18 protein-coding genes are annotated in these 16,020 nt (G+C 61.5%); 7 read left to right on the forward strand and 11 right to left on the reverse strand.

The window, feature by feature from the left end; genetic code table 11:
• Positions 1-4: 4 nt before the first annotated feature.
• The 7 genes from SSPSH_RS13265 (at position 5) to nirK (ending at position 7,485) form a co-directional block, all read left to right on the forward strand.
• Entirely contained in the window at positions 5-400 is a 396-nt protein-coding gene (locus SSPSH_RS13265; protein ID WP_006915450.1) for a SirB2 family protein, read from the forward strand.
• Between the two features lie 417 nt (positions 401-817).
• A complete protein-coding gene (locus SSPSH_RS19715; RefSeq protein WP_006915449.1) occupies positions 818-949 on the forward strand; it encodes a hypothetical protein in 132 nt (43 codons plus the stop codon).
• 42 nt (positions 950-991) lie between these two features.
• Positions 992-1,819, forward strand: coding sequence for a c-type cytochrome (locus SSPSH_RS13270; RefSeq protein ID WP_006915448.1), 828 nt, complete (start codon positions 992-994; stop codon positions 1,817-1,819).
• Positions 1,820-1,829: 10 nt separating this feature from the next.
• Positions 1,830-3,200 (forward strand): cbb3-type cytochrome c oxidase subunit I, encoded by a 1,371-nt coding sequence (locus SSPSH_RS13275; protein WP_006915447.1) that lies wholly within the window; start codon positions 1,830-1,832, stop codon positions 3,198-3,200.
• Positions 3,197-4,000, forward strand: coding sequence for a CbbQ/NirQ/NorQ/GpvN family protein (locus SSPSH_RS13280; protein ID WP_040608229.1), 804 nt, complete (start codon positions 3,197-3,199; stop codon positions 3,998-4,000). The genes SSPSH_RS13275 and SSPSH_RS13280 overlap by 4 nt, the downstream gene beginning before the upstream one ends.
• A 15-nt stretch (positions 4,001-4,015) precedes the next feature.
• Positions 4,016-5,995 carry a nitric oxide reductase activation protein NorD gene (locus SSPSH_RS13285; RefSeq protein WP_006915445.1) on the forward strand — a complete coding sequence of 660 codons (1,980 nt, stop codon included), beginning with the start codon at positions 4,016-4,018 and terminating at the stop codon, positions 5,993-5,995.
• 116 nt (positions 5,996-6,111) lie between these two features.
• Positions 6,112-7,485, forward strand: coding sequence for a copper-containing nitrite reductase (gene nirK, locus SSPSH_RS13290; protein WP_021031782.1), 1,374 nt, complete (start codon positions 6,112-6,114; stop codon positions 7,483-7,485).
• Between the two features lie 72 nt (positions 7,486-7,557).
• On the opposite strand, the gene SSPSH_RS18525 is transcribed toward nirK, so the two are convergent.
• The 11 genes from SSPSH_RS18525 to ccoO all read right to left on the reverse strand — a co-directional run bounded on the left by SSPSH_RS18525 (position 7,558) and on the right by ccoO (position 16,011).
• Positions 7,558-8,013 carry a DUF3565 domain-containing protein gene (locus SSPSH_RS18525; protein WP_006915443.1) on the reverse strand — a complete coding sequence of 152 codons (456 nt, stop codon included), beginning with the start codon at positions 8,011-8,013 and terminating at the stop codon, positions 7,558-7,560.
• 63 nt (positions 8,014-8,076) lie between these two features.
• Entirely contained in the window at positions 8,077-8,538 is a 462-nt protein-coding gene (gene azu / locus SSPSH_RS13300; protein ID WP_006915442.1) for an azurin, read from the reverse strand.
• A 63-nt stretch (positions 8,539-8,601) separates the two neighbouring features.
• Entirely contained in the window at positions 8,602-9,336 is a 735-nt protein-coding gene (locus SSPSH_RS13305; RefSeq protein WP_006915441.1) for a sulfite exporter TauE/SafE family protein, read from the reverse strand.
• On the reverse strand, positions 9,333-9,581 hold the full coding sequence (gene ccoS, locus SSPSH_RS13310) for a cbb3-type cytochrome oxidase assembly protein CcoS (protein ID WP_021031783.1): 249 nt from the start codon (positions 9,579-9,581) through the stop codon (positions 9,333-9,335). The genes SSPSH_RS13305 and ccoS overlap by 4 nt, the downstream gene beginning before the upstream one ends.
• Entirely contained in the window at positions 9,578-12,043 is a 2,466-nt protein-coding gene (locus SSPSH_RS13315; RefSeq protein ID WP_021031784.1) for a heavy metal translocating P-type ATPase, read from the reverse strand. Before SSPSH_RS13315 ends, ccoS begins: the two co-directional genes overlap by 4 nt.
• 3 nt (positions 12,044-12,046) lie before the next feature.
• A complete protein-coding gene (locus SSPSH_RS13320; RefSeq protein ID WP_021031785.1) occupies positions 12,047-12,553 on the reverse strand; it encodes a FixH family protein in 507 nt (168 codons plus the stop codon).
• A gap of 5 nt (positions 12,554-12,558) precedes the next feature.
• A complete protein-coding gene (ccoG, locus tag SSPSH_RS13325; RefSeq protein ID WP_006915438.1) occupies positions 12,559-13,989 on the reverse strand; it encodes a cytochrome c oxidase accessory protein CcoG in 1,431 nt (476 codons plus the stop codon).
• Positions 13,986-14,285: a hypothetical protein gene (locus tag SSPSH_RS13330; RefSeq protein WP_006915437.1), complete on the reverse strand. Its 300-nt coding sequence runs from the start codon at positions 14,283-14,285 to the stop codon at positions 13,986-13,988. Before SSPSH_RS13330 ends, ccoG begins: the two co-directional genes overlap by 4 nt.
• A 7-nt stretch (positions 14,286-14,292) precedes the next feature.
• A complete protein-coding gene (gene ccoP / locus SSPSH_RS13335; RefSeq protein ID WP_006915436.1) occupies positions 14,293-15,225 on the reverse strand; it encodes a cytochrome-c oxidase, cbb3-type subunit III in 933 nt (310 codons plus the stop codon).
• Positions 15,222-15,392: a cbb3-type cytochrome oxidase subunit 3 gene (locus SSPSH_RS13340; RefSeq protein ID WP_006915435.1), complete on the reverse strand. Its 171-nt coding sequence runs from the start codon at positions 15,390-15,392 to the stop codon at positions 15,222-15,224. Before SSPSH_RS13340 ends, ccoP begins: the two co-directional genes overlap by 4 nt.
• A 1-nt stretch (position 15,393) precedes the next feature.
• Entirely contained in the window at positions 15,394-16,011 is a 618-nt protein-coding gene (gene ccoO / locus SSPSH_RS13345; RefSeq protein ID WP_006915434.1) for a cytochrome-c oxidase, cbb3-type subunit II, read from the reverse strand.
• Positions 16,012-16,020 lie beyond the last annotated feature (9 nt).

Consider the following 16,020-nt stretch of genomic DNA (forward strand, 5'->3'; position numbering starts at 1 on the left):
AAGCATGTCCGTGGCGACTTTGTACGTTGTATTGAAAGCGCTGCATGTGGGCAGCGTCGCCGTGACGCTGGGATTGTTCGTGCTGCGCGCGGGCTGGATGGTGTTTGCGCCGGCGCGGCTCGAACGACGCTGGGTCCGTGTGCTTCCGCACTGTATCGATACGGTGCTGCTGCTCAGCGCAATGGGACTGGTTTTGCTGCTCGGCCCGTATCCCGGCATTCAGCCGTGGTTGACGGCCAAGGTCGTAGCGCTGCTTGTCTATATCGTACTCGGTACGATCGGGCTCAAACGCGGGCCGACAAAAACGATACGTATCGCCGCCTGTATCGCTGCGCTTCTGGTCTTCGCCTATATCGTGAGTGTGGCACTTAGCCATAACCCGTACGGCCTGTTCGCCTGAGCTAAATAGCACTTCCTATCCCGTGGACGGAGCGTTGTGCGCGCCGTTCTTACGACTTGCACTCGCCGCGCCGGATGGCGGATATCGAATCGTCGGGGATATCTTCGGGGCGCGAACGAGCTACGGCCCGACCCAGGGTTAGCTTTGCCGAAGATCGGGGTAAACAAAAGCCTGCTAGCCCGGTACACCGACCACGTTGCTGAACTCGTCAGTACAGCACGCTGATGAGAGGCGCGTAAGTTTGCGAAATAGAGTCGAATAAAATGCGGCGGTCCCGAGGCATTTTTAAAATAATAAAAACTTTTGATTTAGGTCAATGAGAGCGCCTGCTCCGACGAATTAATTTGGCGCGGCTCGGCACGCATTATTGGCTATGCCGGGCACGATAAAAGCCATTTATTCATCCCGGGGCAGGTCATGCGTCAATCAACCCTTCCGTGGTTTCTTCTTATCAAGTCGCTGGGTCTGGCGATGGCCGCAGCCTTGCTCGTGACCATCGCGTATGCCGGTGTGGCAGTCATCCGCTATTGGAATCTCATCGGTGTTTGAGATCTATCTGTTCGGCGTTTTGGCGAACGCCTGGGAGGCTGTATGACCAAAAGACAGAGTCGGCTGTTTTTCCTCGTCAGCACGGCGTGCTTCTCGCTCGTCTTCCTGGCTCTTACGCTGCATAGCCATACCCGATTCGGCGAGCTCACGAACGCCGACAAGATGGATGCGCAAGTGATTGCCGGCAAGGATGTGTGGCACAGCAATAACTGTATTAACTGTCATACGCTGCTCGGCGAGGGCGCTTACTATGCGCCAGATTTGACAAAAATAACGCAACAGCGTGGCGAAGCCTATTTGGCTGCATTTCTTTCAAATCCGTCGAAGTTCTACTCCGAGCAGCGGCACCGCCGGATTATGCCTAATCCCGAGCTCAGTGAAACGGAAATCGACGATGTGATCGCGTTTCTCGACTGGGTTTCGCAGATCGATAATCAGGGGTGGCCGCCGCGCCCGATTCTTGTGTCCGGCGCGACCTTTCCGGGTACCAACACTCAGAAGGCGTCCGGCGTTGCTTCGTCAGAGCAAGCGCCGCCCGCGGCCGCGGCTGCGGGAGAGCAGCTGTTCAGTGACGCCGCGACCGGGTGCAGCGGCTGCCATTCGATAGCGCCGGGCGTGGATCTGGCCGGGCCGTCACTGGCCGGTGTCGGTGAGCGAGCACGTCGGACCGTTACCGATGATGGCTATACCGGCAGCGCCGACACGGCGGCGGGCTATCTGCGCGAATCGATTGTTGCGCCGAGTGCGCATCTTGTGGGCGGCGATCGGTTTTCAGCGAACGGCACTTCGTTCATGCCGACCAATTACGGCACGGACCTCGATGCCGATCAGATCGACGCGTTGGTCGATTACCTCAGCACTCTGAAGTAGGAGAGATTTCATGCGTTTTCGTACTCAACGCGTGGCGTACTGGTATTTCGCCGTCGCGCTCAGCCTGTTCGGGTTGCAGCTGGTCATGGGGCTGCTCATGGCAGCCAAGTATCTCGGGCCGGATCCGCTTATCGATCTGCTGCCGTTCGATGTCGCCAAAGCGATGCACACGAATCTTCTTATCGTGTGGGTATTGGCTGGTTTCATGGGCGGTACGTACTACGTGGTCGCCGAAGAGTCACGTACCGAGCTCTATAGCGAACGCCTGGCCTATATACAGCTCGTGGCCTGGACCCTCATGGGGGCGACGGCGATTGTGGGATACATGCTCGGCTGGACCGCGGGTATCAAGATGCTCGAACAGCCGTATCCACTGAAGCTCGTGATCGTCGCGGTCATGCTGCTGTTCTTCTTCAATATCTTCATGACGATCCGCCAGGCCGGACGTTGGACACTGACCGAGGGCGTGCTGATCGCCGGTCTCGTATTGGCTGCCTTGCTCTATTTGCCGGCGCTGCTGCCGTACGACAACTACACGGTCGAAACCTTCTATCGCTGGTGGACAATCCACCTGTGGGTCGAAGGCGTATGGGAAATGATTCAAGGTTCGATGCTCGCGTTCCTGCTCGTACGCCTATCCGGTGCGGATCGTGAGGTCATGGAGAAATGGCTGTACGTGATCGTGGGTCTGGTGTTCATGGCCGGTATTCTCGGCACCGCGCACCATTACTACTGGACGGGCGTGCCCGGTTACTGGCTACCGATTGGCGGTTTCTTCAGCGCGCTCGAACCGGTTGCACTCGTCGGTATGGCGATTTATGCCTATGCCGCGATTCGCCGTTCCGGGGCCGCGCATCCCAATACGCTGGCTGTGCACTGGACGATTGGCAGTGCTGTGTTCACGCTTTTCGGCGCCGGTCTGCTGGGCCTGGCGCACACCTGGCCGGCGATCAATAAATGGACACACGGTACGCTGATTACCGCCATGCACGGCCATGCGGCCTTTTACGGCGCGTACGCGATGATCGTATTGGCGATGATCAGTTATACCCGCCCATATTTGACAAGCAACCGCCCCGAGCGCGGGCAAAGCCTGGGTTACTGGGCATTCTGGCTTCAGGTCGCCGGCATGTTCGGGATGACGCTGTCGTTCGCGACTGCCGGCATCGGGCAAGTCTATCTGGAACGCGTCATGGGCCTGGGATATCTCGATACCCAGTTGAAGATACAAATCCACTTCGTGATGCTCGTCGCGACAGGCTCGCTGTTCGCCGTCGGGGTCATTCTCTATATCGTGGATTTCTTCCGCTTCGCGCCGCTTCGCGTCGCTGCGCCTCATGATGAGGGCGCTGCGCCCAGGCACGCGCCGGGCACGGTATGAGTCGGGCTCGGATGGCCGCAGATACGCCAGCGCCTTACTACGCCGCCTCGGCGGAAGAGATCGCGCTCTTCGAGCATTGTCATGCGCAGGAATTGGCAGTGATGATCAAAGGGCCCACGGGGTGCGGCAAAACGCGTTTTGTCGAACACATGGCCTGGCGTTTGGATCGTCCACTGATTACGGTCGCTTGCCACGACGATCTGTCGGTAAGCGATCTGGTCGGCCGATTTCTAGTGCGGGACGATACGACGGTCTGGCAGGACGGCCCGTTGACCCGCGCCGTGCGCGAAGGCGCGATCTGTTATCTCGATGAGATCGTCGAGGCACGACAGGACACGGTCGTGGTCATTCATTCGCTGACCGATCACCGGCGGCTGTTGCCCATCGACAAGACCGGCGAGACATTGACCGCCGCCCCGGGTTTCCAACTCGTGGTGTCTTACAACCCCGGCTACCAGCATGCGCTGAAGGATTTCAAACCCAGTACCCGCCAGCGCTTTGTCGCACTCGAATTCGATTTTCCAACGTTCGAACGAGAAACCGAGATCGTGGCATACGAGGCCGATGTGCCACGCGCGACTGCACACGGACTGGTGGAACTGGCCTGGCGCATGCGCCGGCTTGAGGATCGTGGTCTTGCCGAAGTACCGAGTACTCGGCTGCTGGTAGCCACGGCACGATTGATTGCATGCGGCGTCGAGGCGCGCCAGGCATGCCGCGTGGCGCTGATCGCGCCCCTGACCGACGACCCCGAGGTCGCGGGTGCGCTTGCGGATCTGGTGGATGTCGCACTTGTATAAGCGGCGGCTCGCGTAATGGCGGAACCTGAAGGCGTACTTATCGATGCAGCGCGGTGGTTGGTCGACCGCCTGCGACCGGAACGTGCGCCCGTTGAAGTTCCCTGCGTTGAACTGCTCGCAACTCATCGGCGGCGTCTGGAGCTATTGCTCGAAAGCGTATTCGCCATCGAGTTGCCGATACGCGTAGCCCAGCCGCCAGCGCCGCCCAGGCTCATGGAGCGCGCCGTACGCCGGCTGCCGAAAGCGCATATCGATACGCGTGCGTTGCCTGGAACGGATGGGTGCGCTGTCCATCTTCCGTACTGTCTTGGCGGGTACGGCCAGCGCTCGCAACGCCTGTATCGCGTGATGGCACTGCACCAGGCCGTCAGAGCGGCGCGGTTGGCGCAGTGGACGCCGCCGTGTGCCAGTGCCTTGCAGAAGGATCTTTTCTGCCTCTATGAAGCCGCCGCCGCGGACGTGGTGTTGTGCACCAGCCTGCCCGGGACGGTGCGCGATCTGGAACTGCTGCATGCCTGTGCCAACGAGCAACGCCAGGGGCTGCATTATCGCTATGACACGCAACAGCGTATGGAGGCTTTGCGTACGCAGGCTCGCTCACTTCTCACAAAGCATGGGACGCGTTCGATGCCGGGCGCATCCGAGTCGTGGGCGCGGGCGCAGGATCACGCCAAACGCCTCGCGACCGAACGGGAGGGGTATCAGCCTTTGCCACGCGATTTCTGGTGGGGGCGTTTGCTTGCCGCATCGAATATAGCCGGCGCCGTAGGGGCGACCGATGCAAATACGCCAGCGGGCAGCGAACGGGTGGCGACGCTCGAGCGAACGCCGGAGATACGCACATCGGACGAAGACGAGGACGACACGCAGGTCGGCCCGTGGATGATCCAGACTGACGACCCGCACGAACACGCCGAAGATCCACAAGGCTTGCGACGGCCTGCGGATAACGACGACGACAGCGAGCCAGAAGCGTTGTCGGAATCGGTGGCCGAACTGCCGCGCGCCAGCCAGGTCACGAGCCCGGATCCCGTACGCGAAATTCTTCTGGCCGAGGAATCGACAGCGCCACGTAAAAAGCCCTCGTCGGCGCCGTGCGCCCGCCCCGATGGCAGACCATACCCGGAATGGGATTATCGCGTCGGGCGCTACCGTGAAAACGCGGTCACGGTACACAGCGGCGATGTCGAGTTCGGCGATGCGGCCTGGGCACGGGCCCTCATGCGTCGGCGCCATACGTTGATCAGCGATGTGCGACGCCAGTTCCAGAAATTACGCGCCCAACGACAATGGCGACGGCGCCAGCCCGATGGCGAGACGGTCGATATCGATGCGCTGGTTCTAGCGTATGGCGAGCGCAGGGCCGGCACGGTTGCCGATGATCATGTCTATCAACATTCGGTCCCGGCCCGCCGCGATGTCGCGATCATGTTGCTCGTCGATATCAGCGGCTCGACCGACGCCTGGGTCGATGCCGACATGCGCATCATCGATGTCGAGAAAGAAGCGCTGCTCGTGGTTTCCGAGGCGTTACAAGCGCTTGGCGATGCGCATGCCATTTTCGTATTTTCCGGCGAGACGGCATCGCGGGTTTGTGTCGACCGGGTGCGCGGGTTCGACGACCGTGAAAGCGAGCCGTGTCGACGGCGTATCGCGGCTTTGGCGCCCCAGCGATTCACGCGCACAGGCGCGGCCATACGTCATGCGTCGACGCTGCTCGCCGCGCGTCCGGAACGCAAACGCCTGCTGCTGGTGATCTCCGACGGCAAGCCCAACGATGCGGACGGTTACGAAGGCCGCTACGGCGTCGAAGATACGCGTCAGGCAGTCCGCGAGGCACGCGACGACAATATCGAGAGCTTCTGTATCACGGTTGATCGACAAGCCCCGGTCTACATGCCGGCCGTGTTCGGCGCTAACGGCTATACCGTACTGCGAAACCCGGCGAACCTCGCCGCTCGGCTCGTGCATGTGTTGCGTCGAATGCTCGAATGACCGCTCGATCACGACGATTCCTGAAAAACATGTTTTGTCTTGACCGACATCAAAGCCCGCCTGTTTTCCACTGCCTATTCTCCAGCTATCGATAACGGTAGCCAGGGAGAGCTCCAATGAAAATAAGGCGTTGGGTCAACGCGTTAGGGGTGTTGTTGCTAGGGGCCAGTGTGTCCGTCGCAAGCGCAACACAAACAAATATCGCCGACGGCGTCAGCTTGAAGCCGGATGTCTCGATCACGTTGAAAACGGGAATCGGCGAAGAGGGTATGTACTTTCAAGGGGTCGGGGGCAAGATCGACGGGCGTATCAACCCTGAGATCAAGGTGCCCGAAGGCGCGGTTGTTCAGCTGACACTGATCAACGGTGATGGCGCGATGCACGATGTGGCCATTCCTGACCTGCATGTAAAATCCGATGGAGTGGTCGGACGGGATTCGAGTTCGGTATTCGTCTTCCGTGCCAACGAGGCCGGCCAGTTCGATTACTTCTGCACCATTCCCGGTCATCGGGCGGCCGGCATGGAAGGCACGCTGGTAATCGGAGAGACCGAAGCCAGCGACTTAACCGGCACACTCGACGATATCAGTCGCGATCCTGCGGATGTGCCCGCGGCGATCGGCGACCGTGATCCCAAGACGGTTAGTGTGGCAATGAAAACCGTTGAAAAGCAGGCGCGGCTTGCCGACGGGACCAGCTATCGTTACTGGACGTTCGACGGTCAAGTGCCGGGTCCGCTACTGCGTGTGCGTGAGGGCGATACGGTCGACCTGACGCTTAGCAACGCCGAGGACAGCACGATGATCCACTCGGTGGACTTTCATGCGGTCACGGGCCCGGGCGGCGGTGCGGCCGTACTTCAAGTACCGCCGGGTTCGGAAAAAAGTCTGTCGTTCAAGGCCATCAAACCCGGACTGTATGTCTACCACTGCGCCACGCCAATGGTCGCCCACCATATCGCCAACGGCATGTACGGCATGATTCTGGTGGAGCCGGAAGGCGGCCTGCCGCCGGTCGACCACGAGTTCTATGTGATGCAGGGCGAGATATACACCACGCAGGCCTATGGCCAGCATGGCGAGCAATCGTTCGATGTGCGCAAACTGCTTGATGAAAAACCGGAATACTATGTATTCAATGGTTCCGTCGGGGCGCTGACCGACAAGCATCCGCTGACCGCGAAGGTCGGCGAGACGGTACGCATCTACTTCGGTGTCGGCGGGCCGAACGCCACATCTTCTTTTCATGTGATTGGCGAGATGTTCGACAAGGCCTACGAATGGGGCGGCACGAGCAGTGCGCCGGCCGAGCATATCCAGACCATCAGCGTGCCGCCGGGCGGCGCCACGATCGTGGATTTCGAACTCGAAGTGCCCGGCAAGTACGTGCTTGTCGACCATGCGCTTAGCCGTATGGAGCGCGGGCTGGCCGGCTTCTTGAAAGTCGAAGGTGAAGACGCACCGGAGATCTATAACCCGGGCGGTGGCTAAGCACGCAGGTGCTCAAGCACGAAAGCCGGCGCCTAGTGCGCCGGCTTTTTTTTGCGTCGCTGCGGGCGGTTTTCAGATCAGTCGATACGACCGGATACGTCCGCGTACCGTCGTCAGCGCTAGCAGATGAAACGCCAGCGTGGGTGGTATTGCGGTAACTGAGCCAGGGCAGAGCGATCGTTCGATCTGCAACGTGTCGATGAAGAGCATCGCACGGCCGGATTCGATCTCGATCTTTTGCCAGTAGCGGTTCGGAGCGCCGCTACGAGGAAGTTCGTCGTTGCAGTCGAGGTTGAACACCTCGTCCGGTGGTCGATGCTCGAGTATCCGCACAGGCCATTCCAGCCGGTCGCAGCGCAAACAATCGAACGATCGGCCCAACCAGGATGCACGCCCGGCCGCATGTATGACCCAAGGCCGGTTGATGAACGGTGGGCGGTGGCGAACGTGTCGGTTATGCCCGCAGGCCAGGCGGGCGGCCCAATCGCCTTCAGCGTCACGGCCGAAGCCTAGAATGGTTCGCTGCATGCGGATTCCATAAAAAAGGCCACGCAGCGGATGCCGCGCGGCCTCGAAACCAAACCGTGTCGTCTACTTGACGACCAGTTTGCCGTGCATCATCGAGCTGTGGCCCGGGAAGGTGCAGTAGTAGCTGTAGTCACCCCCGGCTTTGAGGTCCGCGGTGCTGAACGTGACGCTCGACGATTCGCCGCCGCCGATCAGATCGGTATGGGCGATGATCTTGTCGTCGTCGGGTAGATATTCGTTGTCGAGGCCGGCCTGCATGCCTTCGGATGTGATGGCCTGCTTGTCGGCTTCTTTGGACAGCACCCAGTTGTGACCCATCTGAGCCACCGGCATCTTGCCGGTATGCTCAAGGGTGAGCGTGACTTCGTCGCAGTCGGCAGGGACCACGAGTTCGGATTTGTTGAACTGCATCTGGTCGTTACCGCTGATCGACAGCTCGCAGCTATCGGCGGCGGCCGCCGGGCCGGCCATGAATACGGCACCGACCGCGGTCAGCGCACTTGCAGCCAGAAATTTCTTCATCATTGTCGTTTCCTTTTTACAGGTTGGGTGACAGGTGTAGCCGTCGGGTAAATGCCGAACATAAGGCTAGAGTATGGTTTCGCCCGGTCCGCAGAGGCCGAGCATGTTGAGATAACCGCCGGCCGGCGCGTGATGCATGAGCCAGGGCATGAGTGCGGTCAGCACACCCAGCAACACGACGAATGCGCCGCCGGCGCGTCGGAAGGATGGCCGTCGGGTGAGCCGCTGCAGACGCGACGCCGCCGTGCCAGTCGCAATGAGTGCAGGTGCGGTGCCCAACCCGAAGGCCAGCATGAGCGCGGCACCCTGGACACTGCCGCCGCTGAAGGTAGCCGCCACCAGAATCGAATAGACGAGGCCGCACGGCAGCCAGCCCCAGAGGCCGCCAAGCAATAAGGCGGGCAGCGCGCCGCGCCGGCCGATCAAGGCACGGGCGGCAGGCGAAATGCGATGCCAGAGCCGGAAGCCGAGATTCTCGATCGGCCGCAGCAAGCGCCAGTTCAGCGCAATCTGCAAACCGATGGCGACAAGCATCGCTCCGGCTATTGCACGCAAAATCACGATCAACAGTTGTGGGTCGAGAAGCTGGCCAAGACCAACGCCCACGCCGCCGGCCAGGGCGCCGGCGATCGTATAGCTGGTAATCCGGCCGGTGTTGTAAAGCAGTGCGGATACGATGGGCCGGCGGCGGCTTTGCGCACCGAAGGCAATCGCAATGCCACCGCACATGGCAATACAGTGCGAGCTGCCAACCAGCCCGGCAATCAGTGCGGCGGCAAACGTCAGCCCGTCTGCGTTCACCGGGGCGGCTCCGTCGAGTGATCGTCGTCGTTCGTTTCTCGCTCGCTAGCGTGGGCTGCACTCGCATCCGCCGAAGGTTTGCGACCTTCTGGCGCGGAGGGCCAGTCATCGTCATCGAGCAGAATGCGATAGGCAGGGCTGTCCATATCGTCGAACTGGCCGTCCCCGACCGCCCAGAAAAACGCCCATACGGCGACGCCGACCAGTAAGAGCGTCAAAGGCAGGAGCACGAGTACGATCGTCATGTCGACACCACGGGCGTGGGCGACGGGCCAAGCGGCGTGCCTGCGACTATCGGTTCGTAATGGTCGGCGCGGGCAAGACGGGCCGCGTTGGCCACGACCAGCAACGAACTCGCCGACATGCCCAGGGCCGCCATCCAGGGTTGGACGAGGCCGCCCGCCGCCAGCGGCAGCGCCACCAGGTTGTAGCAGGCGGCCCAGGCCAGATTCTGATGGATAACGCGCATCGTACGCCGGGCCATGCGTACGCCGGAAGCGAGATCAGCGAGCTGGGCGCGGGTGAGCAGCATGTCTGCCTGAGCCTGGGCAAGCACGGAACCGCTGCCCATGGCGACCGACACGTCGGCGCCGCCCAGCACGGGCGCGTCGTTGATGCCATCCCCAACCATGACCACGCGCTTGCCTTCACTCTGGAGTGCGCGCAGCCGGGCAAGCTTGTCTTCCGGTGTCATGCGCGCGCGCCAGTCGTCGACGCCCATACGCCTGGCCAGTGCTTCCACCGCGCCGGGGCTATCGCCGCTGGCAATTTCCAGCGTCAGGCCGAGCTCGCGCAGCGCAGCCAGCGACGCTTCGGCCTGTGGTCGTGGCGTATCCTGAAGCACGAAGCGGGCGACGGGCCGGGCGTCGATCTCGAGAACCACAGGCGTACCGCCGTCGGTCGTGTTTTCGCTCACGCCAAGCCAGGCCGGTTGCCCCAGCCGTAGATGATGACCTTCCAGGCTGCCTTCGATGCCTTGGCCGGCGTGCTCGTGTACGTCGGTGGCCGTGAGTGTGTCGTCGGCATCGTCGCGAAATGCCTGGGCGATGGGGTGCGCCGAATGTGTCTGCAGCGCGGCGGCCATTCGTCGGCAGGTGTCGCGATCATAATCCGGTGTCAGACATTCGACGCGTTCAATACCCAGGCGTGCCTGGGTGAGCGTGCCGGTCTTGTCGAGAATCAGGTGATCGGCGTTGGCCAGCGTCTGTAGCGATCCGGCACGGGCCACGAGCAGCCCGCGGCGTGCCAGCGAGGCCGTGCCGGCAACAAACGCGGTCGGCGTGGCAAGCGATAAGGCGCAAGGGCACGTGACTACAAGGACAGCGAGTACGATCGGCAGGGTTTGTTCCGGCGCGACCTGCCACCAATAGAAGCCGGTCACGGTGGCCAGTACGAGTACCGCCGAGACGAATATGCCGGCGATCCGGTCGGCGAGCAGGGCCAGACGCGGGCGTTCACTCTGGGCCCGTTCGAGCAAACGGACGATGCCCGCGACCAGCGTGTTCTGGCCGATACGCTCGATTTCGATATCGACGCTCGATGTCAGGTTGAGACTGCCTGCGATCGCGTTTTCAGCGGTACCGTGGGCCGCCGGCATGAACTCGCCGGACAAAAGCGATTCGTCGAAGGTACTTTCGCCGGCGATGATTCGGCCATCGCCGGGTACGATCGTGCCTGCAGGTACGCGCACGTGATCGCCGGCCCTCAATTCTGCAAGGGCGACCGTTTCGGTCTCGCCGTGCGTGGTGATACGGCGGGCGGTGGCTGGCAGCGCACGTGCGCTATCGCCGGTCGCCAGCGCGGCACGATGCCGCGAACTCATTTCGAGAAACCGTGCTGTGGTGAGGAAGAACACGAACATTGTGACGGAGTCGAAATAGATTTCGCCGCCGGTAAAGAAGTGGTAGACGCTCGCGACATAGGCACCGCCGATCGCCAGACTCACCGGCACATCCATGCCGGGCCGGCGCGCGCGCAGGTCACGCCAGGCACCGCGTAGAAAGGGGGTGCCCGAATACAGCAGCACCGGGGTGGCCACGAGCAGGCTCACACCGCGCAGGAACAGCGCGATGTCGGCATCCATATCGTCGTAGATCGCCCCGGCATAGAGGGCAACCGCATACATCATCACCTGCATCATGCCCAGGCCGGCGACGATCAGACGCTTGAGAGCGGCACGCCGCTCGCGGGTGAACATCGGGACAGCTTGATCGGCGCCGAGCAGGTGTGGTCGGTAGCCCAGTTGGGCAATACGACGCAGGAGGGTGGACAGAGCGGTTTCGTCTGCACGCCAGCGCAGGATCGCGCGGCCGGTTGCAGGGTTGACCTGAATATGGTCAACGCCTTCGTCGTCTATGAGTACGCGCTCGATCAACCAGCTGCAGGCCGCGCAGGTGATGTTTTCCAGCAGGAGCACGGCTTCGGACGTGCTGTCGCTAACCTGGCGTACGTAGCTTTCGAGAACGCTGTCGCGATCGTAGGCGTTCCATTCATCGTCGTGGGCGGCCAGCTGGGCATCGGGCGTGGGCGCGTATTCGCTGCGAAAACGGTAAAACTCGCCCAATCCGCCTTCATCGATCAGCCGGGCGACCGCTTCACAGCCGGCACAACACATGGGTTGTTCGACGCCGGCGATCATGACGCGGCGTACAGGTCCCTTTGGCAACGCCTCGCCGCAGTGATAGCACTGGCCAGCCGCGTCGCTCATGGGTTATTTGTTCCGTGCGCGGGGCGCGAGCGCAACGCTCGCCTGTGGGCCAATCAGGCGCCCGGTGATCGTCCACGAACCATCGGCAGGAGACAGCCGCAATTCGCGTGCGCCGACAATGCGCGTTGGGGTGTTGCCACGATAGATGCCGGCGCTGTTGCGCTTTAACTCGATGACATGATCAGCGGTGGCCTGCGTCGCGTGCACCAGGGCCAGCCGAAGCGTTTCAGGCGCCGAGTCGAAGCCGTCCACGCGAACGCTGACAGCGCCCGTATCGCGATCGACATGCGCATTTGCGCTGATGCCCAGGCGTTCGGCTGCGTGGCGTGCGCTCTGATCTTCGGTGTAGGTCAGGCCTACCTTGGCATAGTCTTCTACCACCAAATCCGGCGGGCCGGCCATGGTGGTGATGATGACCGCCCAGAACACCACCGACGCGGCCGGGGGCGCCATCAGGGCCCAGGGCCAGACGTGGCGATACCAGGGGCGAACGGTTTGCGTCATCGACATGGTATTCACCGGTTGATCGGCATATGAAAGCGGGTTGTCTCGGTCACCGATGTGCTGCCATCGACACTGTAGGCGCGCAGCACGATATCGTGGCCGCCGCCTTGGACTTTGCGGCTGTCGACGCTAACACGCGCCGGCAGGTTGCGGACTTCGCCGGGCGCGACACGGACGCGTTCCGGGTCGGTCTCGATGGAATATGCGTTATTGTTGGCGACTTCCACACGGAATACACGAGGCTCCTGGCTCATGTTCATGAGCTTGATTCCGTAGACGTTTTCGACATGGGTATCGTCGATTACCCGATACAGCGCGTTGCGGTCGGGTAGGATATCCATACGCAGCGAGCTGCGCATTCCGATGCCGAGCACGAACGCTGCGGCCAGCACGACCAGCAGGGCGGCATAGATGAGCACGCGCGGGCGAAGCAGCGAGGAGCGCTTGCCTTCGAGTGCGTTTTCGCTGGTATAGCGAATGAGTCCGCGCGGATAGTTCATGCGATCCATAACGGTATCGCAGGCGTCGGCACAAGCACCGCAGTTGATGCACTCGTATTGCAGGCCGTCGCGGATATCGATACCGGTGGGGCAGACTTGGACGCACATCGTGCAGTCGATACAGTCGCCCATGCCGAGCGCGCTCGGGTCGGCGCCGCGCTTGCGCGGGCCACGCGGTTCCCCGCGGTTCGGATCGTAGGCCACCGTATAGGTATCCCGATCGAACATCGCGCTCTGAAAGCGCGCATACGGGCACATGTAGAGACAGACGTTTTCACGCAGAAAGCCGGCATTGCCCCAGGTCGCGAAACCGTAGAACAGCGTCCAGAACACTTCCCAGCCGCCGACGTCCAAGGTTAGAAAACGCGCGCCTAGATCGGTAATGGGCGTGAAAAAACCGACAAAGGTGAAGCCCGTCCATAGCCCGAGCAGGACCCAAATCGTGTGCTTCGCGCTCTTGCGCCATATCTTGTTGGCGTTCCAAGGACCGCGATCGAGCTTGATACGGCGCATGCGGTCGCCTTCGATCTTGCTTTCGACCCAGAGGAACACTTCGGTCCAGACCGTCTGGGGGCAGGCATAGCCGCACCACACGCGGCCGACCACGGCGGTCACGAAGAATAGACCCAAAGCGCAGATTACGAGCAGCAGGGTCAGGTAAATGAAATCCTGGGGCCAGAACGTCAGGCCAACGATATGGAACTGACGTGCTGGCAGATCGAACAGGACGGCTTGGCGTCCGTTCCAGGAGATCCACGGCAACAGATAGAACAGGCCCAGCAGTACGAAGACCGCAATCGTGCGCAGACGCTGGTAGAAGCCGTTGATCTCGCGCGGATAGGTCTTCGCACGCGACTGGTACATGCTGATGGGCTGTACCGGCGCGGCTTCGGCCGATGCGCCTTTACGGTGGCTGCGATGCGTCTGCTGGCGACTAGTCATTTCGTATCACGTGGGGTGGGGTCGGGGCGTGGCGTCCTGGGGCGACGCAGCAGCAGTGTGGTCAGCGCACTGGAGGCTACGCCAATAGCCCAGAACATAAGAAAGCCGATCGCATAACCGGCTTCACGGTTGAGCTGCATATCCGGCAACGTCTGCATGCGCAGCGTTGCCGGATCGATGTTGGCGAAGAACACGATCGAACCGATGCCGGCCACAAGAAACGCTGGCCAGAGTGTCGCCCCCCACACATGTATACGGCGGCGGGTGTCACGTTTGTAGTACGTCGTATTCTTCATGGCATCCCTATTGGCTTTCGTTGGCGCCAGGCGTAGCCGCAGCGCCGTCCGGGTGCGATAGGCTGTAGACATAAGCCGCAAGCACGTGCACTCGATCCTCTCCCAGCAGGTCGGCGTGCGCCGGCATCTGGTTGGTTCGACCGTTGGCGACGATGTCGCGGATATTCTCTATCGAACCACCGTGCAGCCAGGTCTCGTCAGTGAGATTGGGTGCGCCGATCGCCTGATTGCCGGTGCCATCCATGCCATGACAGCCGACGCAGGTTGCTGCAAAGCGTTCCTTGCCGGCTTCGACGAGGTCCGGGTTCGGCGACGTGCGGCCGTTGAGCTGATAGACGTAGGCAGCAACTTCCTTGACACCGTCTTCGCCGAGTACCGGTTTCCAGCCCGGCATCATGCCGTTACGACCAGCCATGATGGTGCGCTCGATGTTTTCGGGTTCCCCTCCGTAAAGCCAGTCGTTGTCGGCCAGGTTCGGATAACCGGTGGCACCGCGCGCATCCGAGCCGTGACAGACCGCGCAGTTATTCGCGAACAGGCGGCGGCCGGTGTCCATCGCGTCGCTGTTCTCGGCGAGTTGCGGGATGGGCGTCGCTGCATAATCGGCGAACAATGGCGCGACCCGTTCTTCGGCCGCGGCGACCTCTTGCTCGTAGGCATCGTACTGGCTCCAACCGAGCACACCGGCGAACTTGCCCAGACCCGGGTAGAGCACCAGATAGCCCAGCGCGAAGATGATGGTCAGGTAGAACAGCCACAGCCACCAGCGCGGCATGGGCTTGTTGTACTCGGTCAGGTCACCGTCCCAGACATGGCCGGTCGTTTCCTCGGCTGACGCCTCGCCGGGCCGCGGTTTGGCGGTCCAGCGAATCAGCAGCCAGCAACCGGCGATATTCGCCAGCGCCAGAACGATGATGAACAGACTCCAGAAATTATTCATGACCGACGCTCCCCGTGCTGGCGGTCATCGCCAATATCGTTAAGAGGTAGACGCGAGGCTTCATCGAAGTCCGCACGACGGCGGCTGCTGTAAGCCCACACGACGATTCCCAGGAACATCACGAAAAAGACCAGCGTGACGATTCCCATCAATGTGCCGACGGTCATGCTATTTCTCCTGCGCCGAGAAATCGGTGCCCAGGTGCTGCAGATAGGCGATGACGGCCTGCATTTCGGTCTTGCCTTCTAGCTTCGCCGCGGCTTCGTCGAGCTGGGCGTCGGTATAGGGCACGTTCAGCCAGTCCTTCTGCACCCGCATGCGGGTCACCACGGTCTCCGGGTCGACTTCATTATCCGCAAGCCACGGAAAAGCTGGCATATTCGATTGCGGTACCACGTCACGCGGGTTCATCAAATGGGCCCGATGCCATTCGTCGCTATAGCGGCCACCAATACGGGCAAGGTCCGGCCCGGTACGCTTGGAACCCCACTGGAACGGGCGGTCGTAGACGAACTCGCCGGCCACGGAGTAGTGGCCATAACGCTCGGTTTCGGCCCGGAAGGGGCGGATCATCTGCGAGTGGCAGTTGTAGCAACCTTCACGCACGTAGATATCGCGGCCGGCGAGTTCGAGCGCGCCGTAGGGCTCAATGCCTTCGGCGGGTTCGGTTGTCGATGCAGAGAAGAATAGCGGCACGATTTCCACCAGCCCGCCGATACTCACGACGATGACGATGAGAATGGCCATCAGACCGATGTTCTTCTCGACTACTTCATGCGATGCCATGAACGGATC

It is taken from the genome of Salinisphaera shabanensis E1L3A, from assembly GCF_000215955.2.
In the GTDB taxonomy this organism is placed as follows: Bacteria; Pseudomonadota; Gammaproteobacteria; order Nevskiales; family Salinisphaeraceae; genus Salinisphaera; species Salinisphaera shabanensis.